Consider the following 26,436-nt stretch of genomic DNA (forward strand, 5'->3'; position numbering starts at 1 on the left):
CATATGGATATCGCAACTCTTATCGGCCTGGTCGGGGCCTTTGCCCTGGTCATCACAACCATTTTCATGGGCGGCAACGCGGCGGGTTTCATCGACATTCCCTCGGTGGTGGTCGTCATCGGCGGTACCTTTGCCGTTACCTTTATCATGTTTCCGATGGGCGTGGTCATCAACGCCTTCAAGGTCGGCATGAAGACCCTCCTGTTCAAGTCGTCCGACCCTCAGGATATCATCCGACTGATAACCTCCCTGTCCGACACGGCCCGCAAGGAAAGCCTGGTCGCCCTGGAAAAGGTCAACATCGACGATCCATTCCTGAAAAAGGGCGTGATGCTGGTTGTGGACGGCTCCAGCGAAGGGCTGGTCCGTTCGGTCATGGAGATCGAACTGGAATTCATGAAACAACGCCACCGGCAGGGGCAGGCCGTTTTCAAGGGCATGGGCACCATGGCACCGGCCTTCGGCATGATCGGCACCCTCATCGGCCTCGTCAACATGCTCTCCAACCTGTCCGACCCTTCGTCCATCGGCCCGGCCATGGCCGTGGCCCTGCTGACCACCTTCTACGGGGCCATCATGGCCAACGTCATGTTCCTGCCCATGGCCACCAAGCTGGAGGAGCGGTCCGCCGAGGACGTCCTGTTCATGCAGATCATGATCGAGGGCGTCTCCTCCCTGCAGCGCGGCGACCACCCGTCGGTGGTCAAGGAAAAGCTGCAGGCATTCCTGTCCCCGGCCCTGCGCGAAGCGACCTAGTATACGATACTCGGAGAAGCCATGGCCAAGGCCGAAGAAGTCATACGCAGAAAGCCGCCGGAGGATCCTCCGGGCGACGAGGGATTGCCGCCGTGGATGGCCACGTTTGCCGACATGGTCACTCTTTTGTTGTGCTTTTTTGTGCTGCTGTTGTCCTTTGCCCAACAGAGTGAGGAAAAGTTCCGCGACGCGTTGGGCTCGCTCAAGGGGGCTTTCGGGGTCAGGGAAGTCCGGGCGGTCTCCGATGAGATGGCCCAGTTCAACACCAGTTCCGAGGCGACCGAGAAGATGGTCTCGTCCATCTCCCACGATGAGCGGCTGCTCCTCTCGGTGGTCATGCGCGTCAAGTCCATGCTTGAGAAGATGGACGTGAAGCTCAAGGAGGGGGCGGGGGTGAGCGCCGACCGCGACGGCGTGGTCTTCAGGGCCAATTCGGCCGCGTTGTTTATGCCCAACACCGCCGAACTGCGGCCCGAGGCCGGGAAGATGCTGGACGCGGTCATCAAGGTTCTCAAGGACTACAAGCTGAATCTCGTGGTCCGGGGTCACACGGACGACCGGCCTGTCCATACGGCCAAGTACCCGTCCAACTGGGAGCTTTCCGCAGCGCGCGCCGCCGTGGCCCTGGATTACATCGTCAACAAGGGCGGGATCGAGATCAACCGGGCCAAGGCCGTGGGCTATGCGGACACCCGGCCCGAGGTGCCCAACGACACCGAGGCGGACCGGCTGAGGAACCAGCGGGTCGAATTTTACATGCACATGCCCCAGCGGGACGCCTGGTAGGGACAGATATGGCTGAACAGGAAGCGATGGAACAGCAGGGCGGGGGGCCCAAGTCCGATCCGCCCAAGCCCGAAGAGGGGATTCCGCCGTGGATGGCGACCTTCGCCGACATGGTCACGCTGTTGTTGTGCTTTTTCGTCCTGCTCCTGTCATTTACCAACCAGGACGTGACCAACTTCCGCAAGCTGATGGGGTCCATCCAGGAGGCCTTGGGCGTCCAGTACGAGGACAGGGTGGCCCTGTCCACTCCGTATGCGGACACGACCTTCAAGGAACGGCAGAGCGTCAAGGAAAACAGACAGATAGTCGAGCTCGGCGTGATCCTGAAAAAGGCCATCCGGGCCAAGGACCTGACCCACATGGCCAAGGTCAGTTCCGACAAGTCGGGCGTCATGCTCAGGATGAGCAGCCCGGTGCTCTTCGACAAGGGGTCCGTGGAGCTGACCGCCGAGGCCAGGCAGGCCTTGGAGATGGTCATCGACTCCATGAAGAAGACCGACTTCAACCTGGTCATCCGGGGCCATACAGACGGCGAGGCGCCCGAGTCCCGGCAGTACGGCTCCAATTGGGCCCTGTCAGCCGCCCGCGCAGCCCGTTGCCTGCGCTATCTCCTCGATAATTCGGACATCCCGCCCACCCGCATGAAGGCCGTGGGCTACGGCGGTTCCAAGCCGCTTCTGCCGAGCACTTCCGAGGAAAACCGCCAGGCCAACCGCCGCGTGGAATTCTTCTTCCTCCCGTCCGGCCGCTCCAAGTGGTAGCGCAGGGGCTTTCCCGCTGGGGAGATCCCGGTAGCCAACCGTACTGAAGAATACGCAATCCCGGCCTAAGGGCGGGGGAGTGGATGCGGCCTTACAGAGCCGGCTTATCGGCCGGAGGAAGCTGCGGAATGCGGCCGGGCGGACGCGATGCTCGCATCCGCCCGGTAGTTTGTGGTGTGCCGGCTAACTGCCAAAAAACTGGGTGCTGACCTTTTCCGGGTCGGGGCCGCCGCGTTCACCCGTATCCAGAGCCGTGACGGCCGAAACTTCGTCGGCCGTCAGCGAGAAGTCGAAGATATCGAAATTCTCGGCAATACGTGCCGGCTTGACCGATTTAGGGATAGCTGAGACCCCGATGTCCATGTGCCAGCGCAAGATGATCTGTGCTGCGGTCTTGCCGTACTTCTGCGCCAGGCCGGTGATTAAGGGATGGCTCAGTGGATCCTGTCCTTCCTGGTCGCCCGGTTTTCCGTAGCGTCGGATTCCGCCGATGGGTGACCACGCCTGGGTCACGATACCAAGTTGAGCATTGGCCTCACGCAGCTGGCGCTGAGCGAAGAACGGGTGCAGCTCGACCTGATTTACAGCCGGAACAACCGTGGCGTGCTCGGCAAGACGCTTCAGGTGTTGGGGGCTGAAGTTGCTGACACCGATGGCGCGGACGCGCCCTTCGGCCAGCAGCTTCTCCAGCGCCTGCCATGCCGCGATGGTGTTGTCGAAGTCGGTGGGAACCGGCCAATGCAGCAGGTACAAGTCCAGTTCATCCAGACCCAGCTGCGACAGGCTGTTGTCGAAAGCCCGCAGGGCCGCATCGTAGCCGTAGTCCGTGAACCATAACTTGGTGGTGACGAAAATCTCGTTGCGGTCAACGCCGCTCTGGCGGATGCCTTCGCCGACCTCGCGTTCGTTGACATATCGAGCCGCGGTGTCGATCAGCCGGTAGCCCTCGGCAATGGCAGACGAGACGGCGCCGATGGTTTCTTCGGGTGAACTCTGGAAAACGCCAAGCCCGAAGGCCGGCATCTGCACGCCATTGTTTAACGTGTAAAAAGGACTTTTGTTCATTGTCGGTTGTTCCATATATGGTTGCGGATTAGGTGATTCCGAACCTTGTTACCGGGCTTGGAGCCGTTACCTAGAAACATGCCGCATCCCGGCTGCAAGATTGGGTGCTGAGTTTGGCGACCAATATATGCTTTGATTATTTCCTCGTCAAAACCAGCAGTACTGCAACAATAACCTCTTGCCCAAAATGGAGGTGGCGTAGGCTGAAGTTGTGTTTCGACTTGCCCGGGAGAGAGCGCGGTTGGGGGGGGGATGGCATACCCAAAGCGAAGAATACCACACCTCCTCCACAGGCAGGAGGGTGTCCTACCAATGGGCGAGGTATGTCTATGGTTGACTAAATGGTCGGTTCTTTATTTTTGATCAGGAAGGATTTCGAGCTTCACTTCAAAGAGTCTCTTTTCAGCCATGAGTTATGGCTGAGTTTGACCCCGTGAGTGTGCTGAAGCTCAAAGTGTTTCCACTTTTCTTCATCATATAAATGAGATGAAGGGAAAATGGTGGAGGCGGGGAGAGTCGAACTCCCGTCCGAGAACGATCCGCGAAAGCGTCTACAGGTTTAGGTCCGGAATAAAGGTTCGCCCGTCGGATTGCTCCGGGCCAGACGGCCGGCGGGCTAGTTTCTGTTAGAGTTTCACATCCCAGGCAAGAAACCAGCATACGATGCTAGCCCTATGGGTTTGACGATCCGGCCCGCTTATAAGGCGTCGGCGGGTGAATCGTGACAAGCTGTGTTGTCAGGTGCAACTCTGCAATTAAGCAGCCATTGCGTAGTCGTAATTGTCGTTGGCAATTATCTTTGTGGTCGATTTTTACGAGGCCATCGACCAACCTCGACCTGCGGCTTCGGCTTCAACTATCCCCGTCGAAACCAGTGCGCCCCCATGTCAAAGAACCGTTCGGGACATGTCCTATATAAGTTCTTGTGACCGTTTGGCAACTAAAACCGGTATTTTTTTCGGAAAGGGCATCCGGTGACTGTGTTCGATGAAAAAATACGATTTATCATGTAGATATATTATATCTAGAAAAAATATAGAAAAAATCTAGATAAATACGGCCGATTTGTGGGCTGTTTGGGACAGGTAAAACGGATCGTTTGCGAGTCCGGTGGGTTGGACTTTCGATTCCTACCGCCTGGAGTCTAGACTCCCCCTGACGCGAGTGGCGGCCGTGCGGAAGGGCGGGCCGGGCTTGACGGCTGCGGCGCAATGGCTACCTCTTTGCTGGCCGACGCTTTGTTTATTTCGCGTGGGAACTGGATTGCGCAATTTTGTCCAAGCCGACCGGGTGCGCGTGGAGTACCAAGTACAGAACAGAGGGACAGGGAATGTCGACAGCCAAGGGCAATATGTTTCAATTCGTCAACAGCGGGCGGGACCTGGGCGTGACCGTGCTCAACGCGGTCATGTCGGATTTCGCCTACGGCAGGCATGCCCACGAGGAAGTGGCCATGGGCGTGACCCTGGACGGCGTGCAGGAGTTTTCCTGCAACGGAGAGCAGTTCAGCAGCCCCCCCGGCGGCATCATCCTGTTCAATCCAGACCAGGCGCACAACGGCAATCCCGGCAACAAGACCGCCCTGAAATACACCATGTTGTATCTTGATCCGGTCATATTCAACGAGCTTGCCCGGAGCGCGACCGATGGCGGCCGGGCGGAGTATCACGCCCGGGAAATCAATTTTTCGGATCCGGTCCTACGAACCCTGATTTTGCGCACGGCACGGCTGGTGGCGGCCCCGGGCGGCAGCGTACTCGAGATCGAGTCCAGCCTGTACGGCCTGGCCCGGCGGCTGACGAGTCGGCTGGGCGTGTACCGCCCGGACGGCTGGACCGATGCCAAAGATGCGCTCCTGCTGCGGGTTCGGGACTACATCCACGAGAATATCGAGGATGACATCTCCATCGACGACCTGAGCCGCACGGCCCATCTGTCGAAATTCCACTTCATCCGCCTGTTTCGCAGCCAGTTCGGACTGACTCCGCACCAGTACGTCATCAACCACCGGATCAACAGGGTGCGGGAGGAGCTCGCCCAAGGCACGCCCTCCACGGACGTGGCCGCCCGGTTCGGCTTTTTCGACGTCAGCCACATGAACCGCCATTTCAAGCGCGCCTACGGCCTTACGCCCCGTCAGTACCAGATCCAATTCACCAGGTAGGTTCCCATGCTCGGCATCATTCTTTTTTGCATCGGGGTCATGTATACTCCCGGTCCGGTCAATATCCTCAGCCTCAACTGCGGCATGCAGCGCAGTCCTTCCCGGCACATCCCGTTCTGCCTCGGCGTGGGCACGGCCCTGGCCTTCTGGTTCACCGTGGTGGGCTATGCCGGAGCCGTAGTTGTCGGCGGCGGCATGCTTCCGCTCATTGCCGGACTCGGGACCTGCTTCATCCTCTATCTCGGCTGGAAGGTCGTGACCTCGGATGTCAACCTGGGCCGAGACGCGGAGTCCGTGCCCGCAATGGATTTCAAGGACGGGTTGTTCATGCAACTGCTCAATCCAAAGGCGTTCATGGTGGTCTTGCCCGTGACCACGATCCAGTTTCCGGCGGCCGGGATCGGGGGAGCGGCGGTGGCGGGATGGTCCCTGGTCCTCGGCATCCTGAGCGTGGGAGCGCCATTCTCCTATGCCGCCATCGGGGCCCTGGTCTCCAAGCGAATCGATAATGCCAGGTATTTCAAATTGCTGAACTACATCATGGGAGTCATGCTCTTCCTCGTGGCAGGAGATATGGCCTATGAGCACGTCTATCTGGCGCTTGCGGGTTGAGGACGTGGGGGATATGCGTCCCCTCCGGAATGGGCGCGACAGCCTCTGGCGCAAAGGATCGGCCCCCTTGGAATCAGAAGATTTCAAGGGCTCTTTTCTTTGGCGCCGATCTTGGCGGTGATTGGCTCAGGTTGCGTGTCAACGGGGAGACAAGCCGTTTTTATTCGGAAAATGGCTTGCATGTCGGCCGGATGGTGGTAAGGTGGGGACAATAATTATTTCCACATGGAGGCATCATGAGCAACAGACGTGTTTTCCTCAAATCGGCCCTGGCCCTGGCGGCCGGGCTTTCCCTCGGTGTCCACAAGGCTTCGGCCGAAACCGGCCCGTTCCCTTCGAACATCGTCTACACGGCCGACGATCCCGGTATCTGGGAGAAGAAGGCCGCGATTCACCTGCCCCAGGTGAGCATGGCGGACGGCAAACTGACCGTGCAGACCAAGCACTCCATGAGCGCGGCCCATTTTATCGTCCGCCATACCGTTGTCGCTGCGGACGGCACGGTCATCGGCGCCACGGTCTTCACGCCCGAGGACAAGCCTGTTTCCACCTACGACCTTCCGGCCAAGGGTGAATACTACGCCACAAGCTTCTGTAACCTGCATGATTTCTGGGTAACCAAGTTCACCGTCTAGTTCAGCACCAACAAAAAAAGCCCGCACGGCATGCCGTGCGGGCTTTTTTTGTTGCGTGAGAGGTGGTCATCGATTCGAGCCGGGACCGGGGAAGGAAGACCGCCAGGAGGAATGAGCTTGTGGTATCTTGCTATTTATATTGGATGAATGGTGAATCGGTCCATGGAAATTTTAACCTGCATGTCGCAACAAACGACAAGCGCCCATGATAACAGGCTCCAGTCTGTCATCATCCCGAGTGACGTAATTCCGGAGTGGTTTACATCAAAAGTCGTCCAACAAGGGAAGAGCGGCCAAATACGGTATCTCATTATTCGGAATAATCGCGGAAACGGCGGAAATGGCCTTTGGGGTGCACTCAAAAGTTGTTTAGCGTCTCCCGGCAGCGAGACAGGGGGCGTTTTCTGCTTGAAACCAGGAAGGAACAGTCTGCAAAGATTGAATTCTTCAATTCTAGTCGACAATTGTATGAAAATGGGAAATATAATTGCATATTGTATTACGTGGGCTATTATTCCATTAAATTCGCGTAGTGGGAGGGGTTGCCATGAAGATTAGAGCCAAGTTTATTTCGTCGATCATCGTTCCGGTGGTCGTGTCCGTGGTCGTCATCTCCAGCGTGGTCTCCCTGCAGGTGAGCAGCACGGTCACGGAGCAGTTCAAGATGTCGTCCCAGGAAGAACTGCGTGTGGTTGACGGCTTCGTCACACAATTGCTGAAGGGGCCTGCAGAAATCGCGAAATACGTCGCTTCCCTTCCGGCCATGACCGAAGGAACGGGAGAGTGGACCCGCTATTTCGATTTGCCCGCCGGCGACAATCCCGTCCTGCACGAGGGCATGAGCGACAAGGAACGCTCCGCATTCTACACCTTTGAACGGTTGATGAAGTCCCACCCGGATTTCGCCTACGTCTATGCCGGGCTAGAAGACGGCGGCTACACCCAGTCCCCCAGCGAGAACATGGGCAACAAGTTCGATCCCAGAAAGCGGCCGTGGTACACCCAGGGCAAGCAGTCGGCCACGGAAGTGACCCTGCTGAGCGCCTACATCACCACCCAAGGGGTGCCGAACATCGGCGTCGTGGCAAAGGCGCATGACGCCTCCGGCAAGCTCGTGGGCATCGGGGCCGTGGATATGTCCCTGGCGAAGCTTACGGAAATCGCGGCCAGCATCAAGATCGGCAAGACCGGCTATATGATGATTATCCAGAATGACGGAACCATTTTGGCCGATCCCAGGCACAAGGATTTCGTCTTCAAGAAGATGGGCGAACTGCCCGGAACCTTTGTGACGTTGGACGGAACAAAGGGCGGACTGGTCGAGGATCTCGACATCGACGGCGTGAACATGTTCGGCAGCGTCTACGTCTCTCCGGAATCCGGCTGGAAGTACGTGGCGCTCATCGAGCGCGGTGAGATCATGGGCGCGTCCAACACTGCCGTTCTCAACACCGCCGTCATCGGGCTGGTCATCGCGGCCCTGTTCGCCTTGGGCGGCTGGCGGATCGCCAAGTCCATGACCGGCCCCATCATCCGGAGCGGCGAGTTTACGCGCCAGGTGGCCGGTGGCGATCTGACGGCCGCCATCACCGTGTCCGGCAAGGATGAGGTGGCCGTTCTCGCCCAGGACCTGTCCGAAATGGGCCGCACGCTCCGGGGCGTGGTCGGCGACGTCAGAAGCACTGTGGACGGAGTGGCCTCCGGAGCGGTGGAGTTGTCGGCCACGGCGGAGAGTCTGGCCCAGGCCGCCACCGAGCAGGCGGCCAATGTCGAGGAGGTGGCCTCGTCCATGGAACAGATGTTGGCCAATATCAGTCAGAACGCCGAGAACGCCCGCGAGACCGAGCATATAGCCCAACGATCCGCCGTTGACGCGGAGCGGGGCGGCCAGTCGGTGGCCCAGACCGTGGTGGCCATGCGCGAGATCGCGGACAAGATATCCGTCATCGAGGAAATCGCCCGGCAGACCAACCTCCTGGCCCTGAACGCGGCCATCGAAGCGGCCCGGGCGGGTGAGCACGGCAAGGGATTCGCCGTTGTCGCCGCTGAAGTCAGAAAGCTGGCGGAACGCTCCGGCATGGCCGCTGCGGAAATCAGCGACCTTTCCATCTCGAGCGTGCAGGTGGCCGAGGAAGCGGGTGAAATGCTGGGCAAGATGGTCCCGGACATCAAGCATACCGCAGAGCTCATCCAGGAGATCACGGCCGCGAGCAACGAGCAGCAGTCCGGCGCGGAAGGCGTCAATACCGCCATCCATCAACTGGATCAGGTCATCCAGCAGATCGCCTCGGCCTCGGAGGAGATGTCGTCCACGTCCGAGGAACTGGCCAGCCAGGCCGAGCATCTCAAGAGCGCGGTGGCCTACTTCAAGATCGACGGCAACAGTTCCACACGGCCCACTAGGGCGAGCAGGAGAAGTGCCACTCCCGCCCTGCATTCCGAGAGGGGAGAGCCCGGAGGCGGAGACGGGTTCGAGAGATTCTGATCCCCCTGGAACGAGTAAGACAGGCCGTCCGTTATATAGAGGGCGGCCTGTTTTCATTTCTAGATCGCAATTCGCCGTGAATTGTTTTGGGATTGACTTTTGAGAACGATCGGTCTATTAAGTGGCCAACTCATACCAAAAGAGATTGGAATGGCAAGGAACAAGGAATATGAAAAGGACCAGGTGTTGAACGCCGCCACGCGCGTATTCTGGGAAAAGGGATACACCGGCACTTCGGTCAACGCCTTGGTCCAGGCCACGGGACTGGGCAAACGGAGCATGTACAAGGAGTTCGGCAGCAAGGAAAATCTCTTTCGGGAATGCCTCCAGAACTACATGTTCAATCTGAACAGGGAGGCCAGCTCCATTTTAAGTCGCCAGCCACTGGGACTGGCCAATATCGAAGCCTTTTTTGCCAACCGCATTGATCAGGCGAGCATCTGCGACAGCGATGGTTGTATGGTCATAAATTCCGCTGTTGAAAAAAAGCTTATCGATGCCGGAACGTTTGATCTGGTCCAAGAGTCCCTGGCCGGTCTTGAGGATGCTTTTTTTGCCTGCCTTGAGGCTGCCGCCGACAGGGGAGAAATTCCGGAGGGCAAAGACCTCGAAGTCCTGGCGGGATTCTTGATGACCTTCACGGCGGGCATGATGGCCCTATGCAAGACCAAACCCGGAAAAATGGCCTTGACCGCACGTGTGGATACCGCCCTCAGCATTGTAAAAAATAAATGATCCTCTTTGGTTTGCGTGAGCCTGACCAGTTTTTTTTATACATATTGAGAACGATTGTTTTACTTTGAAAATCAAACAAAATAGCAACAAGGAATTACGATGAAACCAGACGTGAAAAGATTGGTGGAAACCGTTGGCATCGAGACACCGCTCATCGGCTATTATAATGTGCAAGACACTGAGGGATTCGGTGCATTCGCCAAACCCGGTTCGTGTATCTTCGCTTCGATTGATCAGTGTTTCCAAGGGGAATACATCCATGTCTCCCCAGATGATTTCAAATGCATCGGAGCCAGGTATTGGATGTGCGGCGTCGAGACCCTGCCTCGGGAGAAATTCGCCCACATGTTGGCGGAAGGAGAAGGACTGAAATGCTCGACTGATCTCATGGGCAAGTGGCTTGACAGCCAGCCGCCTTTTAAAGGGGAGTATGAGCATATCGTTGTCGGTCCTTTGAAAGACGACCAGTACGACTCCCTCAAATCGGTCACTTTCTACGTCACCCCTGATCAACTGGCCTGCCTGGTCATGGCCTGCGAGTACGATAATGCCGGTGTGAATCCTCCGCCGGTCCAGGCTCCCTTTGGATCGGGCTGTGCGCAACTGGCCGCCGTCTTGCGGGATTTCGATCTCCCCAAAGCCGTCATCGGTGCAACGGACCTGGGCATGCGCAAATACCTGCCGGAAAATATCCTCGCGTTTACGGTCACCAAGTCCATGTTCGAACGGATCTGCAATCTGGATGAAAACAGCTTCCTGCATAAGTCCCTGTGGAGAAAGCTGACCGAGGCCCGAGGAAATCGTCCCGAGACCGGGGCGGAGGGCTAAGAATCACCGGACTCCCAACCTGTACTTTGCAAACAAGGAAACTAAAATGAAATTGCAAGACAAGCTCCGCACCATGAAAACGAGCCTGGAAAGCAACATCCCGAGCCGGGTGCTTGAGGTTATGCACCGGGCCACTGATGATCTTGCGAATTCGGGGATTCTTGAAAAGGCCCTGAAAGTCGGCGATCGGATGCCGGACTTCGCGCTTCCCGATTCCAACGGCACCAAGGTGCGGCTTTCCGCCGCCCTGGCAAACGGCCCGCTGGTGCTCACCTTTTTCCGAGGCCAGTGGTGACCGTATTGTGTAGCAGAGCTGGAAGCTCTCAACGACTTTCTACCCGAGTTTCATTCCCTGAGCGCAACCCTTCTGGCCGTATCTCCACAGCGCCGCCCCTTTAACCGGCAGGTCATCCGTGACGCCAACCTCGGTTTTGAGATCCTTTCCGATACCGGCAACAGGTTGGCCAAGGCGTTCGGGCTGGCGTTCACCCTTTCCGGCGCTCTCAAGGAGGTCTACAAATCGTTCAACCTGGATCTGGAACGGATCAACGGCGACGACTCCTGGGTTCTCGCCATGCCCGCGCGCTATGTCGTTGATCGGCATGGAGTGATCCGTTTCGCAGACGTGAATCCCGATTACACTGTCCGGACGGAACCGGAAGAGACTCTGGCTGAGTTGAAAAGGCTGAAGGAAGGAAATGAATGAGCGGCATGTTTGAGCCCGTATCCATCGGCGTCTTGTCCCTGAAGAACCGGTTTGTCCGGTCCGCCACCTGCGAAGCAATGGCGGACGGAAAGGGCGGCGTTACCCCGGCGTTGGTCAAGACGTATGCCTATCTCGCAAAGGGCGGGGTGGGGCTGATCATAAGCGGCCACGCAAATGTTGAGAAAAGGGGCATCGGCGGTCCGGGCCAGATCGGCATCTATGACGATTTTCTGTTGCCGGGGCTTGAAGAACTGACCCGCGCGGTCCATGCGGCGGATGGAAGGATCGTTGTCCAACTGGCCCATCAGGGCATATGGGCGGTCCCTGTGTTGTCGGGCATGGAGCCTCTGGGGCCATCCGATTCCACGGCCGAAGGGCGCACTCCTGCCCGGGCCGTGACACGGAAAGAGATTGAGGAGACAATCGGCTCCTTTGCCGATGCGGCTCTTCGGGCAAAAAAGGCGGGCTTTGACGGGGTTCAGATCCACGCCGCCCACGGATTCTATCTGGGGGCGTTCCTTTCATCCTTCTACAACAATCGAAAGGATGCCTACGGAGGGCCTCTGGAAAACCGCGCCCGGATTCTGGTGGAAGTCCTGGACGCCATCCGGGAAAAAGTGGGCCGGGACTATCCTGTCCTGGTCAAGATAAATGCCGACGACTATCTGGAGGACGGTTTCACCGAGGCGGATATGTTGAGGGTCTGCACCCTGCTGGAAGCCCATGGCATTGACGCCATCGAGCTTTCCGGCGGCACGATGGATCCTTTGGGGAAACATGGCCCGGCCCGGCCGGGCAGGAAAGGCCCCGAAGCCTGGTACGCTCAAAGCGCGCAACGTTTGAAAGAGACCGTCAATGTCCCGGTGATCCTGGTAGGGGGGATACGCTCCTTTGCCACGGCTCGAAACCTCGTGGAAACAGGTGCGTGCGACGCCGTCGGCCTCAGCCGCCCCCTGATCCGCCAGCCGGATCTTATCCGTCGCTGGAAACGCGATCATCATGAAATGCCCGCCTGCCTGGCCTGCAACGGATGCTTCCAATCGGCCGCCGATGGCCGAGGGTTGCGGTGTATCCTGGAAGAAAGGAAAAGGGATCGATCCGCCTAGGGAGGCCTTAAAAAAAAGAAAACCCCTGAAATGATTTCAGGGGTTTTCGTCTCATTCGTGGTAGCGAGGAGAGGACTTGAACCTCCGACTCTGCGGATATGAGCCGCATGCTCTAACCAACTGAGCTACCTCGCCACGTTTGTTTCGCCGAAGCGGTCACAGTCTATAGACCGTCTTTTCGGGCTTGGCAAGTGTAAATTTCCGGTTCGGGCTGAAAAATGGAACATATTACAAAAACAGGAGAATCAGGGCGGCCAGGGCAATGCGGTATACGGCGAAGGGGCGCAGGGTCAGGCGGCCCAGCAGGACGATGAACCCCTTGACGGCCAGCCAGGCCGCGATGAAGGAGACCACGAAGCCGATGAGCAGGAAGATCAAGTCGCCTGTCTCGAACAGAGCGTAGTTCTTGAGAAAGTCGTAGCCCGTGGCGGCGAACATGATGGGCACGGCCGCGATGAAGGAGTACTCGGCGGCCACAGTGCGCTTGGCGCCCAGGAGCATGCCGCCCATGATGGTCGAGGCGGACCGGGAAAAGCCGGGCCACAGGGCCAGGCACTGGAACAAGCCGATGCCGAGCGCCGTCTTCGGGGTGATCTCGTCCAGGGTCAAGGTGGTGCTGCGGTTGTCCATGCCCTCGACCACGAAGATGAGCACCGCGCCTACGGCCAGGGCCACGGCCACGGTAAAGGGCGAGAAAAGGTATTCCTTGATGTAGTGATGGGTCAGCAGCCCGAGCACCGAGGCGGGCAGGGAGGTCAGGAACAGGAGCCACAGGCCGTACACGCCCGAGAACTTGCGGCTTTTGTCCGGGAAGAGCAGCCCCACGAAGCGGTCCCAGTACAGGACCACCACGGCCAGGATGGCCCCGAGCTGGATGACGATCTCAAAGGTCTCGGCCTTGGGGCCGGTGAAGTTCAGGAGATGTCCGGCGATGATCAGGTGGCCGGTGCTCGAGATGGGTAGGAATTCGGTCAGGCCTTCGACAATGCCGAGAATGATCGCAACATACCAGGGTGCCATGTGATCCTCATGAGCGAAATAGGGTTGGGACGGGCAATACGCTAGGGTCTAGCCCAGGTAATGCCGTCTTGCAACCCTGCGGAAGCTGGTGTATTTCGTTTCGCTGGAACCATGTTCAACAACAGGAGCGAGCCATGACGACCGTAATGCCGCAGAGCGAATTGACCCGCAAGGCCGTGGCCTGGATTTGCGAGACGCGTGACAACGGCGACAAGAGGGCGCTCCCCGCGCTCATCGAAGAGGCTGGCGTGCGCTTCAATCTTGGTCCCAGGGACATGGAGTTCCTTCTGCGCTTCTTCAAGGAAAACAAGGGCTGATTCCTTCCGGTGAAACTGCTTCAGCGTCAGATCTTCCTCGAACTGCTCAAGCTCTTCGGCTTGACCGTGTCCTGCCTCCTGGGCCTCATCCTGGTGGGGCGGATGCTCCAGTTGCGCTCCCTGTTCCTGTCACAGAACATCGGCGTGCTGAACATCATGCAGCTGTTCTTCTTCCTGACTCCCTTTTTTCTGCTGCTGATCACACCCATCGCCACCATGCTCAGCGTCTTTCTGACCTTTCTGCGCATGAGCACGGACAATGAGCTGGTGGCGCTCAAGGCCAGCGGGGTCAGCCTGTACCGCATGCTCCCCGCGCCCGTGCTTTTTTGCAGCCTGTGCACGCTGTTTGCCTTCTTCATCTCCTTCTGGGGGCTGGCCTGGGGCATGGACATGTTCAAGACCAAGCTCTACTACTTCGCCAAGACCAACTCGAAGTTCGCCTTGCAACCGGGTGTGTTCAATAAGGAATTCCCGGGCATTACCTTCTATGCCCACCAGGTGGACAACGAGAAGGGCGAGCTGAAGTTCGCCTTTGTCCGCGACGATTCCATCAAGGGAACCTCGGTGGTCGTGGTCGCGCCGGAGGCCGAGGTGGTCTCCAAGCCGCGCCAGGCCGAAATTCACGTGGTCTTTCACAACGGTCGCATCTTCCGCAAGAGCGGTGACGAATTGAACATCCTCAAGTTCGGCACGTATTCCATCAAGCTCGACCTGGGCAAGCTGTTGACCGGCTTCAACTTCGTGGAGCAGAAGGCCAAGGACATGCCGTTTTTTCGCCTCAATGACATCCGAAACGACCACAGCTTGATGCCGCTAGAGAACGACCGGTTCTTCCGCAAGGTGGACACCGAGTTCTACAAGCGGTTGACCCTGCCGCTGGGCTGCTTCATCCTGGGCATGTTCGCCATCCCCATCGCCTCGGTTTTTCGGGGGCTGAAGCAGCAATACGGCCTGCTTTTGGCCATGGGCTTGTTCATGGTCTACTACGCCATGTTCTCCGTCGGCGTAAGCATGGGGGAATCGGGAACGATCCCGCCCCAGTACGGCATGTGGGCCTCTGATATCCTATTCGTATTCGTGGCCCTCTTCGGCATGCGCTACGCCAATCTGGAGCGTACGCCCACAGTGGTCCACTGGCTCATGCACCTGCGTCTGCCCGGGCGCAGGGGGGAGGCCGGGGCATGAAGCTCATCGGCGTCCTTAACCGATACCTGATCCGGCAGAATCTCTATCTCATGGCCATTTGTCTGACCGTGGGCACCAGCCTGTACCTTTTGTCGGACATCTTCGACCGGCTGGACGATTTCATCCGGGCCGGGCTGGGCGCGCAGACCATCCTGTTCTATTTCATCGTCAAGATTCCGCTCATCGTCTCGCAGCTCATGCCCGCGGTCTTTCTCCTGGCCATGGTCATCCAGCTTGGGGTGCTCAGCCGGTCGCGAGAGATGCTCGCCCTGCGCGCCGGGGGCGTGGCCTTTACATGGTTCATCCGTTTTTTCGTCGCCTACGCCCTGGTCTGGAGCGTCGGGCAGCTGGTATTCTCCCAGTTTCTCGGGGTGTTCGGCGAGCAGGAGGCCAACCGCATCTGGAAGGAGGACGTCCGCAAGAAGCAGATGGACGAACTGACCATCCAGGATTTATGGTTCCGGGACGGGCCGTTCATCGTCCTGGCCAAGGAGGCCCAGCCGAGCAAGAGCAGGGCGAACGACATCACGGTCTACGAGTTCACCACGGACAACCAGGAGCTCATCCGCATCCTGAACGCCAAGAAGGCGCTCATCGACGACCACGGCTGGGGGCTTTTGGATGTGCACGAACTGGACACCCGGACGTTCATCACCGTGGACCGGCCGTCCCAGTTTCTGTCCGTACGGCAGAACCTGAGCGCCTACGCCGCCGTGGAGCTCAAGGGCGACACCGCGCAGCTGCCGCTGTTCGAATTGTCCAAAGCCATAAACAGACTTCAGGAGTCGGGCTCCAACGTGGAGATATTGCGGACCGTCTGGCACAGCAAGCTGTCCTACGCCTTCTCCATAGTGATCATGGCCCTGCTGGCCCTGGCGCTGGTGACTTTTTCGGAGAACGTCTACGCCAACATAGGCCTGTCGCTCATCCTCATATTCCTGCAATACGGGGTCCATGTGGTCGGGGCGACCGCAGGGGAGAAGGGCGTGTTGCCGCCGATCATGGCGGCCTGGCTCGGCAATGGGATCATGGGGGGGCTGGCCTGTCTGCGATTGGTCTGGGTGACCGTGCCGGCCTTCAAGGCCTCGGTCCTGACCGCGGTTCAGGGGCTGATTCCCCGGCGGGCGTGATCACAGCCCGGCGTATTCACCGAGCCGGTTCCACAGTTTTTCCTCACCCTTGCCGGTCTTGCTGGAAAAAAGCACCGGGGCACGGTCCTGTTGCAGAATGTCCTGCCACTGTTTCTGTAGCTGGGCCAGTTCGCGCTGCTTGGGCTTGTCCGCCTTGGTCAGGATGGGGATGACCGGGATGCCCAGGCCGCGCACGTAGGCGGTCAGCTCCAGGTCTATCTTCTGCGGGGAGAGCCGCGAATCCAGAAGGACGGCCACGGCCTTGAGGCCCTGGTTGTCCTTCATGTAGGCCTCGATGAGCTTGGCCCACTTGAGCCGCTCCTGCTTGGAGCACTTGGCGTAGCCGTAGCCGGGCAGGTCCACCAGGAAGTAGCCGTCCGGCTGGACCCGGTAGTAGTTCAGGCTGCGCGTCTTGCCGGGCTTGGAACTTATCTTGGCCAGGGCCTTGCGTCCTGCCAGCCGGTTGACCAGCGAGGACTTGCCCACGTTGGACCGGCCCGCCAGGGCGATCTGGGGTTCGTCAAAGGCCTCAAGCTGCTTGATTTCGTATATTGTTTTGACTAACTCGATGGTTCGGTTCATAAAGAGGTACCGTTTCGGCAATTTGTTTTCGAACGCCCCCAATGTTCTTTTTTTCGCGGGGCGCGTCAAGGAGAGCGGGGAATACACCATCCCGCCGCACAAGGGAAGACGCATGGACAAGCTCAAAATTCTGATCATGAACGGCCCCAATCTCGGCCACATCGGCACCCGCCAGCCCGAGATCTACGGATCGCGGACCATGGGCGACATGCCCGAACTCCTTTCGCAGGTCATGGGCGCCAACGGGGAGGAGGTTGTGCTGGAGCATTTCCAGTCCAACTCCGAGGGCGCGCTCATCGACCGGCTGGAACAGGCCCGCGAGCAGGGCGTGGATGGCGTGGTCTTCAACGCCGGGGCGTACACTCATACCTCGCTCGCCCTGGCCGACTGCCTGGCCTGGATCGGCATTCCCTGCGTCGAGGTGCACATCAGCAACATCTGGGCGCGCACGGATCAGCCCCTGCGCCAGCGGTCCCTCATGGGCGAGAGGTGCGTCGGCGTGATTGCCGGATTCGGGATTCTGGGTTATGCCCTCGGTGTCCAGGCGCTGTACCAGCGGCTTCGGGGCTGATTGCATAGAAAAATACCCGGGGAATCCCGGAAACCATTTGGAGACAATACATGATTTCAACCAAGGATTTCAGGACCGGCCTGAAGATCGAGATTGACGGCAAGCCCTTTGAAATTATCGAGTTCCAGCACTTCAAGCCGGGCAAGGGCGGGGCCATGGTGCGCACCAAGCTGCGCCAGATGATGACCGGCCAGGTCCTGGACAAGACCTTCCGCTCAGGGGAAAAGGTCGAAAAGCCGGACATGTCCGTGACCGAGATGCAGTACATCTTTCGGGAAGGCGAGAATTTCGTGTTCATGGACCTTGAGACCTATGAGCAAATGCACGTGCCCGGCGCTAACGTGGGCCCGCAGGGCGGCTTCATCAAGGAAGGCGACACCGTGAAGGTGCTTCTGTACAACGGCGAGCTCATCGGTGTGGACCTGCCCGCCAACGTCAGCCTGAAGGTGACCCAGACCGATCCCGGCATCCAGGGCGACCGCGTGTCCAACGCCACCAAGCCCGCCACCATGGAGACGGGCCTGAAGGTCAACGTCCCGCTGTTCATCAACGAAGGCGACGTTATCAAGGTGGACACCCGAAGCGGAGAGTACCTTGGTCGCGAATAAAGCGGACTTGCAACACCTTGTGTAAATTGCGTAAAAAGGTCGTGGGCGGGTTGCCGCCCAGGACCTTTTTCATCAAGTGAGGCTCAATGGCGAGACGACGGAAAACCACGGTCAAGACGGAGAAGGGAAAGGGACGCGGCAACGAGTTCATCGGGCTGTTCTTTCTCTTTCTCTCCGCTTTCCTTTTCTTAAGCATCCTTTCCTTCAGCCCCGGCGACCCAAGCTTCAACCAGGCCGTCACCTCCGGGCGGAAGGTCCAGAACGTGGTTGGCTACGCGGGATCCTATTGCGCCGGCTTCCTGGTGGAGATGTTCGGCATGGGGGCCGTGTTCTGGCCCCTGTATTTCCTCTATCTCGGCCTGATCCGGTTCGTGGCCCGGCTGAAGCTCTCGCCCCTGCGCTGGCTGGGCCTCGTCGGCCTGTTCGTGGCTTTCGAGGCCTGGACCATGCACCCGTGGTTCTTCACCGTGCCCGAGGACGCCTACGGTCTCATCGGTTCCGGGTTCTTCGGCCGGTCCATCATCACTAAATATACCATGCCGTACCTACGGCCCGTGGGCACGTTCCTGCTCTGGCTGTTCGTGACCATCATCTCCCTGCAGGCCGTGATCGGCTTCACCTGGGACTCGGTCTGGGCGCTGCTGCTCCGTTGGTGGGGAATCCTCCGCCGGAAGACGGCCGTGCGGGCCGAAAAGTGGGCCGAGAAACGGGCCGAGCGCCGCGAGGCCAAGGAATTGGCCAGGGAGCAGGAGCCGGAATCTGTGGAAGAGGACATGGGCCTTCAGTTCGTGGACCTCGATGCCGGGGAGGAGGATCGTCCTGTCAAGGCACCCAAATCGGTCCAACCCGCCAAGCCCAAGTCCAAGCCCGACCCGGCCAAACCGGCGGCGGCCAAGGCGCCGGCGGGCCCGGGCGGCCTGCCCAGCCCGGAGCTGCTCACCGCGCCGCCCGCCCAGAAGACCTCCCAGACCCCGGCCGTGCTCCAGCCCCTGGCTGACCGGTTGAAGGAATGCCTGAACGATTTCAACGTCCAGGGCGAGATGCAGCGGGTGGTCCCCGGCCCGGTGGTGACCATGTTCGAGTTCAAGCCCGCGCCCGGCATCAAGGTTTCCAAGATCGAGGGGCTGACCGACGACATCGCCTTGGCCCTGCGCGCCGAGTCCGTGCGCATCGAGGCCCCCATCCCGGGCAAGGACAGCGTGGGCGTGGAGATTCCGAACATCGAGCGGGAGATGGTCTACCTGCGCGAAATCCTGGAATCCAAGGAATTCACCGGCTCCAAATCCCCGCTGACCCTGGCGCTGGGCAAGGACATCCAAGGGGCCACCAAGGTGGCCGACCTGGCGCGTATGCCCCATCTGCTGGTGGCGGGCGCCACCGGCGCGGGCAAGTCCGTGGGCATCAACGGGTTCCTTCTTTCCCTGCTGTACAAGGCCGGACCCGAGGATGTGAAGCTTCTTCTGGTGGACCCCAAACGCATCGAGTTGGCACCGTATGCGGACCTGCCGCATTTGGTCCACCCCGTGGTCACGGACATGAACATGGCAAAGAGCGCCCTGGAGTGGGCGGTCTTCGAGATGGACTGCCGTTACGAGAAGATGGCCCAGCTCGGCGTGCGCAATATAGAGGGATACAACAAGAAGCTCGAGGAGTTTGGCGACAACGTGCCCGAGGAATTCGAGCACATGACCCACATGCCGTACCTGGTCATCATCATCGACGAACTCGCCGACCTGATGATGACTGCGGCCAAAGACGTGGAGCAGTGCATCGTGCGCCTGGCCCAGCTGGCCCGAGCCGCGGGCATCCACATGATCCTGGCCACCCAGCGGCCCAGCGTGGACGTGGTCACCGGCCTGATCAAGGCCAACTTCCCCACGCGCATCTCCTTTTTTGTGACTTCCAAGTTCGACTCCCGGACCATCCTTGATGCCGTGGGCGCGGAGCGGCTGCTGGGCAAGGGCGACATGCTCTTCAAGCCGAGCGGCGGCAAGCTCAAGCGGATGCACGGCGCGTACGTGGACGAGACGGAAATTGCGCATGTGGTCGATTTCTGGAAGGACGCCGTGCCCCAGGAATTCGATCTCGATTTCAGCGACTGGAGCCCCAATGCGGGCAATGAAGCGGGTCCCGGCGGGGTCGGCAACTCGGGTGATCCCGTTTACGACGAAGCGGTACAGTTCGTGCTCTCCCAGGGCAAGGCGTCCATATCTCTGTTGCAGCGCAGGCTGCGCATCGGGTTCAACCGCGCGGCCCGGTTCATCGAGCAGATGGAAATGGACGGCATCCTCGGCCCTCAGGATGGAAGCAAGCCTCGCAAGGTCATCAAGCCGGAATAATTGGAGTAAGCAATATGTCTAGATTTTTCGCCGCCCTTTTCGCCATGGTATCCCTGCTCTTGGTCCCGGCCTTTACCGGAGCGGTCGAAGCGATTCCGCCCCAGGATTTGCCGGATTTGATTCAGAAGCGATACGAGACCCTTAAAACATTTCGGGCCGATTTCACCCAGGAGCTGACCAATGTGGCCAGCGGCGAGGTGGAGAAGCGCGAGGGCAAGATCTGGTTCCGCCAGCCTTCCCAGGTACGCTGGGAAACCACGGCCCCGGAAAAGGAACTGCTCGTGGTCGGGCCCAAGTTCGCCTGGGACTACATCCCGGACGAGGAACTGGCCATCAAGTACGGGGTCACGGCGCTGCTCGATTCCAAGACCATCCTGCGCTTCCTCTCGGGCCAGGCCAACATCAAGGAGGACTTCGTGGTCCGGACCGAATGGCCGGGCGCGGATGAGGTCCGGTCCCGGTGGGGCAAAGACCTGACCGTGCTGCAGCTGGTGCCCAAGGAGGCCGAGCCGGGCATGGTCCTGGCCTTTGTCGGCGTGGAACCGGCCACGGGGCTGCTCAGGCAGGTGATGATCGTGGATTTCTACGGCAACGGCAACGAGGTCAAGCTGTCCAATGTGGAGATAGACGTGGACCTGGCCAAGGACATGTTCTCCTTCACCCCGCCCGAGGGCACGCAGGTGGAGGACAACACCCAGGGGCTCTAGAGGCCGACCTCTTTCTTCAGAGCCGCCGTTTCTTCGGCGGTCAGCTCGCGCCACGCGCCGGGCTTGAGGCTGCCGAGGGTCACCGGCCCCTGCTGCACGCGCCTTAGCCGCAGGATGGTCAGCCCGAACTCGTCGCACATTCGGCGAATCTGCCGGTTCACGCCCTGAATAAGCGTAATCTCAAGCTGTTGCGTTCCGGCAATGGGCTTCTTCAGGCGCACCTTGGCCGGGGCGAGCTTTTCGCCTTCCTTCAGGGTCATGCCATTGCGCATGGCCTGCACCGCCTTTTGCGGTACCGAGCCCCGGATGGTCACGACATAGACTTTGGGAAGGTGGTATTTGGGGTGGGTCAGCCGGTAACAGAGGTCGCCATCCGTGGTCAGCAGGAGCAGCCCCTCGGAAAAGAAGTCCAGCCTGCCCACCGGAAAGGGGCGCTTCCTGCGGATTTCGGGGGGCAGAAGGTCGATGACGGTCTGGCGGCCCTGGGGGTCGCTGGCCGTGGTCACGGTCTCCACCGGCTTGTGGAGCATGAGGGTCAGTTCGCCAGCGCTCGTCTTCAGGCCGATGGTTTTTCCGTCAACGGCCACCGCGTCGGTGGCCGGATCGACCTGGAGCCCGGGGGAGTCAACGGTCTTGCCGTTGACGGTCACCCGTCCGGCAAAGACCATGTCGTCGGCGCCGCGCCGGGACGCGACGCCGCACTGGGCGATGAATTTGTTCAGTCGTATGGTGTCGGAAGGGGCGTTGGGCATGCCCCGTCTTCTAGACCTGAATGGACTTGGTGGCAAGCTGGAAGCTGGTGACCACGTCGAGCATGTTGGTCACGTCGCCCACGGCCCGCTTGTCGGTCAGGCCGAAGAACTCCAGGCAGGTGCCGCAGACCAGGATGGACACGCCGCTCTGCTCGAGCTTCTGGAGTTCCTCCAGGCAGCGGCTGCCGGGCACGGCCAGCTTCACGCCGCCGTTGACCAGGATGATGCGCCACAGCTCGTCGCCCAGCTCCTTGAGGGTGACCATGAAATTGTACATCAGGTTGCCGCCCAGCGTATCGTCGCCCGAGCCGATGACGTCCGTGGGTACGAAGACCAGAATCTTGTCCTTGTCCACATTCTCGAGCTCGGCCTCGGTCATGACCGCGCATTCCTCGCATTCGGCCCCGTGTTCGCGCAGGCCGGTAACGATGAAATCCGGGCCGGACTTTTCCGCCTGTACGGCGTAGTCCTGCATGGTCAGGAAACGGGAGACGTTCTCCTTGGCCGGTTCGTTGTCGACGATGACCACCAGTCGGGCCGGGCCGTCCTTTTCCACGGTCTCCTTGCAGCGGAGCACGGGCTGGGGGCAGGGGAGGCCTTTGCAATCGAGGGAAATGTCAGTCATGTCTACTCCTTGATTTTGAAATGCTGCACAGAATGCGCCGCTTGGTCAAATCGATAAGATGCATCGAAATTCTGCTAACTATAGATTGGTTCATTGTCTTTCACCACTTGCCCTCCGGGTCGCTAGCCGGTAGAGAAAGGAAAATCCGTAACAGAGCGTTCCTGTATGAAAATACCGATTGATCCCGCCGCGTTCGCGCCCCTCATCGCCTGGCTGTTCAAGTTGTGGGTGCGGACCATCCGTTTCGAGCCGGAGGGTTGTACCGAATTCGCCGAGTTGAACAAGAAGGGCCAGCCCCTGGTGGTTGCCCTGTGGCATGGCGAAATCTTCCCGGTGACCGCCTTCGGCCATACCCTGACCACGCATCTGGTCACCTTTGTCAGCCAGTCCAAGGACGGCGAGGTCATTGCCCGGATGCTGGAGCGGATCGGCCATACCACGGTGCGCGGGTCAAGCACCCGGGGCGGGGTGCGGGCCCTGCTCAAGGCCAAACGGATCATGGAACAGGAAAACCGCATGGCCGTGTTCACCATAGACGGGCCCAAGGGCCCCCGGCACAAGGCCAAAGACGGCGTCATCTTCCTGGCCCAGCGGGCCGGGGCCAAGATCGTTCCCATTCGCGCCTTTCCCGAACGTCGAAAGGTCTTCGAGAAATCCTGGGACCGGTTCGTCCTGCCCATGCCGTTCACCCGCTGTCCGGTCCGCATCGGCGAGCCCATGGCCGTGACCACTGAGAAACTGACCGAAGAGGTCATGGCCCGTGAAACCGCCCGCCTCGAAGCCCGCATGCACGAGTTGAAGCCGGAGCAATAGCCCCGGCCGCCGGACCCCCATCCTCTTTTCCTTCCTAAACTCTTTGTTGCCGCTTCGCGGGTGGCAAGCGCGAAAGAAAGCCCCCGGCTCGGGGAGGCGGGGGCTTGCATTTTGTCGTTTGGAAGAGGTCGCCTACTCGGTCTTCATGCGGGCCGTGCCTTCCTTGTAGAAGGGCAGGGCCGTCTTTTTCGCTTCCAGTTCGGCGCGGGCGGTCTTGATGATGAAGGTGTCCTTGTCCGCGTCCTCGGCCCGCACATAGGCCAGGGCGATGCAATGGCCCAGGCTCGGGGCAAAGGAGCCGCTGGTGATGATGCCGGTCTTTTCGCCGCCGGGCAGGCAGACCTCGTCATTGTGCCGGGCCGTGCGGCGGCCATCGATGGTCAGGGGGATCAGGGTCTCGTCCACCCGGCCCAGGCCGGACTTGCCGATGTACCCGGATTCCTTCTTGAGGAAGAAGCCGGCGCCGGCCTCAACCGGGGTGCGCTGCTCGTCCAGGTCCTGGCCGTATAGCGGATAGCCGATTTCCAGGCGCAGGGTGTCGCGCGCGCCCAGGCCGACCGGCTCCACGCGCTCGTCCGCCATGAGCTTTTCCCAGATGCCCAGGGCCTTGTCAGCGGGCAGGTAGAGTTCGTAGCCCAGCTCGCCCGTATACCCGGTGCGGCTGACGATCATCGGGAAACCGAGCGCCTCGGTCTGCTCGAAATTGAAATATTTCAGATGATTCCATTTGGAGTCAAAGAGGTCGTTGAGCACGTCCAGACTCTCGGGACCCTGCACGTCGATCTTGCCGGTCCCGTCGCTGATGTCCGTGAAGGACAGGCCGCCGGGCAGGTTGGCCGCGATGTGGTCGAAGTCCTTCTGGCGGCACGCGCCGTTGACCACGAGCATGTACTCGTCCTCGGCCAGGCAGTAGACGATCAGGTCGTCGTTGATGCCGCCCGAGGCATTGAGCAGGAAGCCGTACCGGCATTTTCCCGGAGCCAGCGTGTCCAGGTCGTGGCTGACGATCTTGTTCAACCCGTCCTTGGCGTCCTTGCCCGAGAGCTTGAACTCGCCCATGTGGCAGATGTCGAAGATACCCGCCTTTTCGCGGGTATGCTTGTGTTCGATAATAATGCCCTTATACTGCACCGGCATGTCGAAACCGGCGAACGGGGCCATCTTGGCACCGTTTTCCCGGTGCCACTGGGTGAGCGGGGTGGTTTCCAGGTTTTCCAATGTATGCTCCTTGCGGTGTTGCTATTGTCCCGAACCGGCCTGGCTCGACACGCGGGATTTCCGGATGGACCGGAACTCGTCGAGCAGCATAACCAGCTGTTGGTACAGTTTCTTGATGTCCCGCCCATAAGGCGAGAGGTCTTTGTCGTCCTGCTGCACGTACTTGCGCAGCAGGTAGGCGTCGGACACCATGTCGTTGCCGATGATCAGGATTTTCACGACCAGTTTGTCAAAATAATTGACGATTTCAAACTTGAGATCATTCAGAATCCCGGTCGTCAGTTCCAGCATCCGCTTGTACGAAATGGCTTCGCCCTTGTACTTGCGATAGCGTAAATCTTCAAGCACCCGGATCTTCCTGGCCTGCTGGATCTGTCCGTACCTGGACCAGACCTCCTGGTGCAGATCGTGCAGTTCGTTGAAAATCTTGTAGTTGTCCGGGGCCAGCAGGTAGGCGTCCAGGACGCGGACCAACTGGGCGTAGTAGTCGTCCGAGTAGTCCACGATGCGGTGCATGTGCTTGGAAAGCCAGACAAAGAGCACTTTTAGCCGGTTCTCGTGGGTCTCGGTGTTTTCAATCAGCTCCTGGCGCTTGTAGTTCACCGGGATGCGGTATTCGCCGCGCACGATGTCGTTCAGGCGCAGAAGCATGTTGCGCACGTTCTGGATGATGTTCATGCCCTCGATGATCCGCCCGGTTATGGGGTGGATGATCTCCTGCCTGAGCACGGACAGGGCGCGGTCCTCGCGCACGTTGCGGGGGTTGTAGTCGTGCTGCTGGTAGGAGACCCGAAGGATGACCACGCGATTCTTGCGGTCGATGAAGAATCCCTGGTCATCGAGGACCTCGCAGAGCTCCTTCTGGTTCTCGTTGACCTGGACCAGGGCGATCTTCTCCACCTTGGGATACTTGATGGACCGCCTGGGCGTGCCCTTGGGCGGCGACATCAGCGTGGTGATGGTCCGGTCGCTCTGGCCGAGCACGCGGACGATGAACCGCTCGTGCTGGCGCAGCAGGCGGATGGCGAACATGGCCGAGGAGGTGCGCCGCTCGGACACGATGGGGAAGCCGTATAATTCCATCATGTACTGATACACGAACAACCGGTTGCACTCGTAGAGCAGGTTGTTGCCCGGCTTGAACTTGCCGATCTTGAGTCCGAACTGCTTGAGTTCGCTGTCCAGGTTGGAGGGCAGGGAGGCGTACACGCCCTGCAGGGTGAATTCCCCGGCCGAATTCAGGGCCAGGACGTGCGCCCGCTCCAGCTGCAGCAAAAAGGGCAGCATCCGGTCGTAGTCTCGGATGGTGCAGATGTCGCAGGATTCGAAATTATTCAGGAATTCATGGTGATACCGCTTGGGGAGGCGGCTCAGGAAGGTACGAATGTTGGTACCCCGGGCATTGTCCTCAACCGCGCAGGAGTCCTGTACCAGCATCTCCTCCCAGTCCGAGGGCGAGTGCAGGGCGTCGAACTGGAATATCTCCTGAAAGGAATTGAGCTGCCGCTCGAAGGCGACCATGGAGAAGCCGGGCAGGTTCTTGTGCTCGTAAAGATCGACCTCGAAGGAGGGAAGCAGCTCCCGCGCCTCCACCAGGGGGTAGTCCTGCTCTTCGAAATACGGCCTCATCAGGCAGTGCTTGATGTGCTCATAGTCGATGAACTCCTTGAGTTCCTCAAGGGTTTCAATCCTGATGCGGGATTTCTTCTTCCCTTTTCTCTTGTAGCCAGGAGCCTGGCTGAATGCTTTTTTCCACATTGAAAGCGGTTCCGGGTCGAGTCAGAGGGGGAGAGGCGTCAGAGCCTCATGTGATCATCGTATATGTCTATACCCATCCGCCATGAAATACAATGATTAGCGCATTATAATCACATCGAACAGGCTGTGGAGGTCCATCGGTCGATCAGGGGCGCCATAGCCGCTCCATTGC

At 59.5% G+C, this 26,436-nt stretch carries 27 protein-coding genes, 1 tRNA gene and 1 other RNA gene; 20 read left to right on the forward strand and 9 right to left on the reverse strand.

The annotated features are described in order from the left end of the window. Positions 1–3 precede the first annotated feature (3 nt). From BerOc1_RS18310 to BerOc1_RS18320, 3 genes are read left to right on the forward strand one after another with little or no spacing between them, the layout of a single operon-like run. Positions 4–756: a motility protein A gene (locus BerOc1_RS18310; RefSeq protein ID WP_071547357.1), complete on the forward strand. Its 753-nt coding sequence runs from the start codon at positions 4–6 to the stop codon at positions 754–756. A 21-nt stretch (positions 757–777) separates the two neighbouring features. Continuing rightward, positions 778–1,542 carry an OmpA/MotB family protein gene (locus BerOc1_RS18315; protein ID WP_071547358.1) on the forward strand — a complete coding sequence of 255 codons (765 nt, stop codon included), beginning with the start codon at positions 778–780 and terminating at the stop codon, positions 1,540–1,542. 8 nt (positions 1,543–1,550) lie between these two features. Further along, positions 1,551–2,303: an OmpA/MotB family protein gene (locus BerOc1_RS18320; protein WP_071547359.1), complete on the forward strand. Its 753-nt coding sequence runs from the start codon at positions 1,551–1,553 to the stop codon at positions 2,301–2,303. Positions 2,304–2,486: 183 nt separating this feature from the next. On the opposite strand, the gene BerOc1_RS18325 is transcribed toward BerOc1_RS18320, so the two are convergent. After that, complete coding sequence (locus BerOc1_RS18325) at positions 2,487–3,368, reverse strand: aldo/keto reductase (protein ID WP_071547360.1); 882 nt, start codon at positions 3,366–3,368, stop codon at positions 2,487–2,489. Positions 3,369–3,866: 498 nt separating this feature from the next. Next, positions 3,867–4,252: a transfer-messenger RNA gene (ssrA, locus tag BerOc1_RS18330) on the reverse strand. Positions 4,253–4,698: 446 nt separating this feature from the next. Between ssrA and BerOc1_RS18335 the strand changes: the two genes are divergently transcribed. From BerOc1_RS18335 to BerOc1_RS18370, 9 genes are all read left to right on the forward strand, one after another. After that, a complete protein-coding gene (locus BerOc1_RS18335) occupies positions 4,699–5,532 on the forward strand; it encodes an AraC family transcriptional regulator (RefSeq protein WP_071547361.1) in 834 nt (277 codons plus the stop codon). Between the two features lie 6 nt (positions 5,533–5,538). Further along, positions 5,539–6,144 (forward strand): LysE family translocator, encoded by a 606-nt coding sequence (locus BerOc1_RS18340; protein ID WP_071547362.1) that lies wholly within the window; start codon positions 5,539–5,541, stop codon positions 6,142–6,144. Positions 6,145–6,380: 236 nt separating this feature from the next. Continuing rightward, positions 6,381–6,779 carry a desulfoferrodoxin family protein gene (locus tag BerOc1_RS18345; protein WP_071547363.1) on the forward strand — a complete coding sequence of 133 codons (399 nt, stop codon included), beginning with the start codon at positions 6,381–6,383 and terminating at the stop codon, positions 6,777–6,779. 547 nt (positions 6,780–7,326) lie between these two features. Next, the gene (locus tag BerOc1_RS19385) at positions 7,327–9,264 is read left to right on the forward strand and encodes a methyl-accepting chemotaxis protein (protein ID WP_071547364.1); all 1,938 of its coding nucleotides are present in this window, start codon (positions 7,327–7,329) and stop codon (positions 9,262–9,264) included. Positions 9,265–9,414: 150 nt separating this feature from the next. Next, positions 9,415–9,999 (forward strand): TetR/AcrR family transcriptional regulator, encoded by a 585-nt coding sequence (locus tag BerOc1_RS18355; protein ID WP_071547365.1) that lies wholly within the window; start codon positions 9,415–9,417, stop codon positions 9,997–9,999. A gap of 99 nt (positions 10,000–10,098) precedes the next feature. After that, complete coding sequence (locus BerOc1_RS18360; protein ID WP_071547366.1) at positions 10,099–10,827, forward strand: DUF169 domain-containing protein; 729 nt, start codon at positions 10,099–10,101, stop codon at positions 10,825–10,827. 46 nt (positions 10,828–10,873) lie between these two features. Continuing rightward, positions 10,874–11,122, forward strand: coding sequence for a thioredoxin domain-containing protein (locus tag BerOc1_RS19180; protein ID WP_207503331.1), 249 nt, complete (start codon positions 10,874–10,876; stop codon positions 11,120–11,122). Positions 11,123–11,179: 57 nt separating this feature from the next. Then, on the forward strand, positions 11,180–11,533 hold the full coding sequence (locus BerOc1_RS19525) for a redoxin domain-containing protein (RefSeq protein WP_371912984.1): 354 nt from the start codon (positions 11,180–11,182) through the stop codon (positions 11,531–11,533). After that, complete coding sequence (locus BerOc1_RS18370) at positions 11,530–12,639, forward strand: NADH:flavin oxidoreductase (RefSeq protein ID WP_071547367.1); 1,110 nt, start codon at positions 11,530–11,532, stop codon at positions 12,637–12,639. The genes BerOc1_RS19525 and BerOc1_RS18370 overlap by 4 nt, the downstream gene beginning before the upstream one ends. 58 nt (positions 12,640–12,697) lie before the next feature. Here BerOc1_RS18370 and BerOc1_RS18375 read toward each other — a convergent pair. Together BerOc1_RS18375 and BerOc1_RS18380 are read right to left on the reverse strand one after the other, a co-directional pair. Further along, a tRNA-Met gene (locus BerOc1_RS18375) sits at positions 12,698–12,774 on the reverse strand. A gap of 93 nt (positions 12,775–12,867) precedes the next feature. Next, positions 12,868–13,659 (reverse strand): undecaprenyl-diphosphate phosphatase, encoded by a 792-nt coding sequence (locus BerOc1_RS18380; protein WP_071547368.1) that lies wholly within the window; start codon positions 13,657–13,659, stop codon positions 12,868–12,870. Between the two features lie 134 nt (positions 13,660–13,793). Between BerOc1_RS18380 and BerOc1_RS18385 the strand changes: the two genes are divergently transcribed. Genes BerOc1_RS18385 through BerOc1_RS18395 form a run of 3 tightly spaced genes read left to right on the forward strand, consistent with a single transcriptional unit; the run spans position 13,794 to position 16,291 of the window. Further along, complete coding sequence (locus tag BerOc1_RS18385) at positions 13,794–13,976, forward strand: hypothetical protein (protein ID WP_071547369.1); 183 nt, start codon at positions 13,794–13,796, stop codon at positions 13,974–13,976. A 9-nt stretch (positions 13,977–13,985) separates the two neighbouring features. After that, complete coding sequence (gene lptF / locus BerOc1_RS18390) at positions 13,986–15,161, forward strand: LPS export ABC transporter permease LptF (protein ID WP_071547370.1); 1,176 nt, start codon at positions 13,986–13,988, stop codon at positions 15,159–15,161. Continuing rightward, positions 15,158–16,291 carry an LptF/LptG family permease gene (locus tag BerOc1_RS18395; RefSeq protein WP_084641774.1) on the forward strand — a complete coding sequence of 378 codons (1,134 nt, stop codon included), beginning with the start codon at positions 15,158–15,160 and terminating at the stop codon, positions 16,289–16,291. Before lptF ends, BerOc1_RS18395 begins: the two co-directional genes overlap by 4 nt. Here BerOc1_RS18395 and yihA read toward each other — a convergent pair whose 3' ends face one another. Further along, positions 16,292–16,873, reverse strand: coding sequence for a ribosome biogenesis GTP-binding protein YihA/YsxC (yihA, locus tag BerOc1_RS18400; RefSeq protein WP_071547371.1), 582 nt, complete (start codon positions 16,871–16,873; stop codon positions 16,292–16,294). A 112-nt stretch (positions 16,874–16,985) separates the two neighbouring features. Here yihA and BerOc1_RS18405 point away from each other — a divergent pair, with 112 nt between their 5' ends. The 4 genes from BerOc1_RS18405 (at position 16,986) to lolA (ending at position 21,098) form a co-directional block, all read left to right on the forward strand. Further along, the gene (locus tag BerOc1_RS18405) at positions 16,986–17,444 is read left to right on the forward strand and encodes a type II 3-dehydroquinate dehydratase (protein ID WP_071547431.1); all 459 of its coding nucleotides are present in this window, start codon (positions 16,986–16,988) and stop codon (positions 17,442–17,444) included. 50 nt (positions 17,445–17,494) lie between these two features. Beyond that, positions 17,495–18,052: an elongation factor P gene (gene efp / locus BerOc1_RS18410; RefSeq protein WP_071547372.1), complete on the forward strand. Its 558-nt coding sequence runs from the start codon at positions 17,495–17,497 to the stop codon at positions 18,050–18,052. A gap of 86 nt (positions 18,053–18,138) precedes the next feature. Further along, complete coding sequence (locus BerOc1_RS18415) at positions 18,139–20,391, forward strand: DNA translocase FtsK (protein ID WP_071547373.1); 2,253 nt, start codon at positions 18,139–18,141, stop codon at positions 20,389–20,391. Positions 20,392–20,405: 14 nt separating this feature from the next. Next, the gene (gene lolA, locus BerOc1_RS18420) at positions 20,406–21,098 is read left to right on the forward strand and encodes an outer membrane lipoprotein periplasmic chaperone LolA (protein WP_071547374.1); all 693 of its coding nucleotides are present in this window, start codon (positions 20,406–20,408) and stop codon (positions 21,096–21,098) included. Here lolA and BerOc1_RS18425 read toward each other — a convergent pair. Further along, positions 21,095–21,850 (reverse strand): pseudouridine synthase, encoded by a 756-nt coding sequence (locus BerOc1_RS18425; protein WP_071547375.1) that lies wholly within the window; start codon positions 21,848–21,850, stop codon positions 21,095–21,097. The two genes, lolA and BerOc1_RS18425, sit on opposite strands and share 4 nt — an antisense overlap. A 10-nt stretch (positions 21,851–21,860) precedes the next feature. Next, positions 21,861–22,475, reverse strand: a complete 615-nt coding sequence (gene yedF / locus BerOc1_RS18430) for a sulfurtransferase-like selenium metabolism protein YedF (RefSeq protein WP_071547376.1) — start codon at positions 22,473–22,475, stop codon at positions 21,861–21,863. Between the two features lie 165 nt (positions 22,476–22,640). On the opposite strand from yedF, the gene BerOc1_RS18435 reads away from it, so the two are divergent. Beyond that, complete coding sequence (locus BerOc1_RS18435) at positions 22,641–23,288, forward strand: lysophospholipid acyltransferase family protein (RefSeq protein WP_071547377.1); 648 nt, start codon at positions 22,641–22,643, stop codon at positions 23,286–23,288. Positions 23,289–23,420: 132 nt separating this feature from the next. Here the strand turns inward: BerOc1_RS18435 and gcvT are convergent, their stop codons facing one another. Next, positions 23,421–24,506, reverse strand: a complete 1,086-nt coding sequence (gene gcvT / locus BerOc1_RS18440) for a glycine cleavage system aminomethyltransferase GcvT (protein WP_071547378.1) — start codon at positions 24,504–24,506, stop codon at positions 23,421–23,423. 21 nt (positions 24,507–24,527) lie between these two features. After that, on the reverse strand, positions 24,528–26,264 hold the full coding sequence (locus tag BerOc1_RS18445) for a hypothetical protein (protein WP_071547379.1): 1,737 nt from the start codon (positions 26,262–26,264) through the stop codon (positions 24,528–24,530). Positions 26,265–26,436 lie beyond the last annotated feature (172 nt).

This window comes from Pseudodesulfovibrio hydrargyri (genome assembly GCF_001874525.1).
GTDB classification, from domain to species: Bacteria; Desulfobacterota; Desulfovibrionia; order Desulfovibrionales; family Desulfovibrionaceae; genus Pseudodesulfovibrio; species Pseudodesulfovibrio hydrargyri.

Coding starts and splice junctions, on each gene's coding strand:
- BerOc1_RS18310 (WP_071547357.1), top strand. CDS start 4: ATGGATATCGCAACTCTTATCGGCCTGGTCGGGGCCTTTGCCCTGGTC.
- BerOc1_RS18315 (WP_071547358.1), top strand. CDS start 778: ATGGCCAAGGCCGAAGAAGTCATACGCAGAAAGCCGCCGGAGGATCCT.
- BerOc1_RS18320 (WP_071547359.1), top strand. CDS start 1,551: ATGGCTGAACAGGAAGCGATGGAACAGCAGGGCGGGGGGCCCAAGTCC.
- BerOc1_RS18325 (WP_071547360.1), bottom strand. CDS start 3,368: ATGAACAAAAGTCCTTTTTACACGTTAAACAATGGCGTGCAGATGCCG.
- BerOc1_RS18335 (WP_071547361.1), top strand. CDS start 4,699: ATGTCGACAGCCAAGGGCAATATGTTTCAATTCGTCAACAGCGGGCGG.
- BerOc1_RS18340 (WP_071547362.1), top strand. CDS start 5,539: ATGCTCGGCATCATTCTTTTTTGCATCGGGGTCATGTATACTCCCGGT.
- BerOc1_RS18345 (WP_071547363.1), top strand. CDS start 6,381: ATGAGCAACAGACGTGTTTTCCTCAAATCGGCCCTGGCCCTGGCGGCC.
- BerOc1_RS19385 (WP_071547364.1), top strand. CDS start 7,327: ATGAAGATTAGAGCCAAGTTTATTTCGTCGATCATCGTTCCGGTGGTC.
- BerOc1_RS18355 (WP_071547365.1), top strand. CDS start 9,415: ATGGCAAGGAACAAGGAATATGAAAAGGACCAGGTGTTGAACGCCGCC.
- BerOc1_RS18360 (WP_071547366.1), top strand. CDS start 10,099: ATGAAACCAGACGTGAAAAGATTGGTGGAAACCGTTGGCATCGAGACA.
- BerOc1_RS19180 (WP_207503331.1), top strand. CDS start 10,874: ATGAAATTGCAAGACAAGCTCCGCACCATGAAAACGAGCCTGGAAAGC.
- BerOc1_RS18370 (WP_071547367.1), top strand. CDS start 11,530: ATGAGCGGCATGTTTGAGCCCGTATCCATCGGCGTCTTGTCCCTGAAG.
- BerOc1_RS18380 (WP_071547368.1), bottom strand. CDS start 13,659: ATGGCACCCTGGTATGTTGCGATCATTCTCGGCATTGTCGAAGGCCTG.
- BerOc1_RS18385 (WP_071547369.1), top strand. CDS start 13,794: ATGACGACCGTAATGCCGCAGAGCGAATTGACCCGCAAGGCCGTGGCC.
- BerOc1_RS18395 (WP_084641774.1), top strand. CDS start 15,158: ATGAAGCTCATCGGCGTCCTTAACCGATACCTGATCCGGCAGAATCTC.
- yihA (WP_071547371.1), bottom strand. CDS start 16,873: ATGAACCGAACCATCGAGTTAGTCAAAACAATATACGAAATCAAGCAG.
- BerOc1_RS18405 (WP_071547431.1), top strand. CDS start 16,986: ATGGACAAGCTCAAAATTCTGATCATGAACGGCCCCAATCTCGGCCAC.
- efp (WP_071547372.1), top strand. CDS start 17,495: ATGATTTCAACCAAGGATTTCAGGACCGGCCTGAAGATCGAGATTGAC.
- BerOc1_RS18415 (WP_071547373.1), top strand. CDS start 18,139: ATGGCGAGACGACGGAAAACCACGGTCAAGACGGAGAAGGGAAAGGGA.
- lolA (WP_071547374.1), top strand. CDS start 20,406: ATGTCTAGATTTTTCGCCGCCCTTTTCGCCATGGTATCCCTGCTCTTG.
- BerOc1_RS18425 (WP_071547375.1), bottom strand. CDS start 21,850: ATGCCCAACGCCCCTTCCGACACCATACGACTGAACAAATTCATCGCC.
- yedF (WP_071547376.1), bottom strand. CDS start 22,475: ATGACTGACATTTCCCTCGATTGCAAAGGCCTCCCCTGCCCCCAGCCC.
- BerOc1_RS18435 (WP_071547377.1), top strand. CDS start 22,641: ATGAAAATACCGATTGATCCCGCCGCGTTCGCGCCCCTCATCGCCTGG.
- BerOc1_RS18445 (WP_071547379.1), bottom strand. CDS start 26,264: ATGTGGAAAAAAGCATTCAGCCAGGCTCCTGGCTACAAGAGAAAAGGG.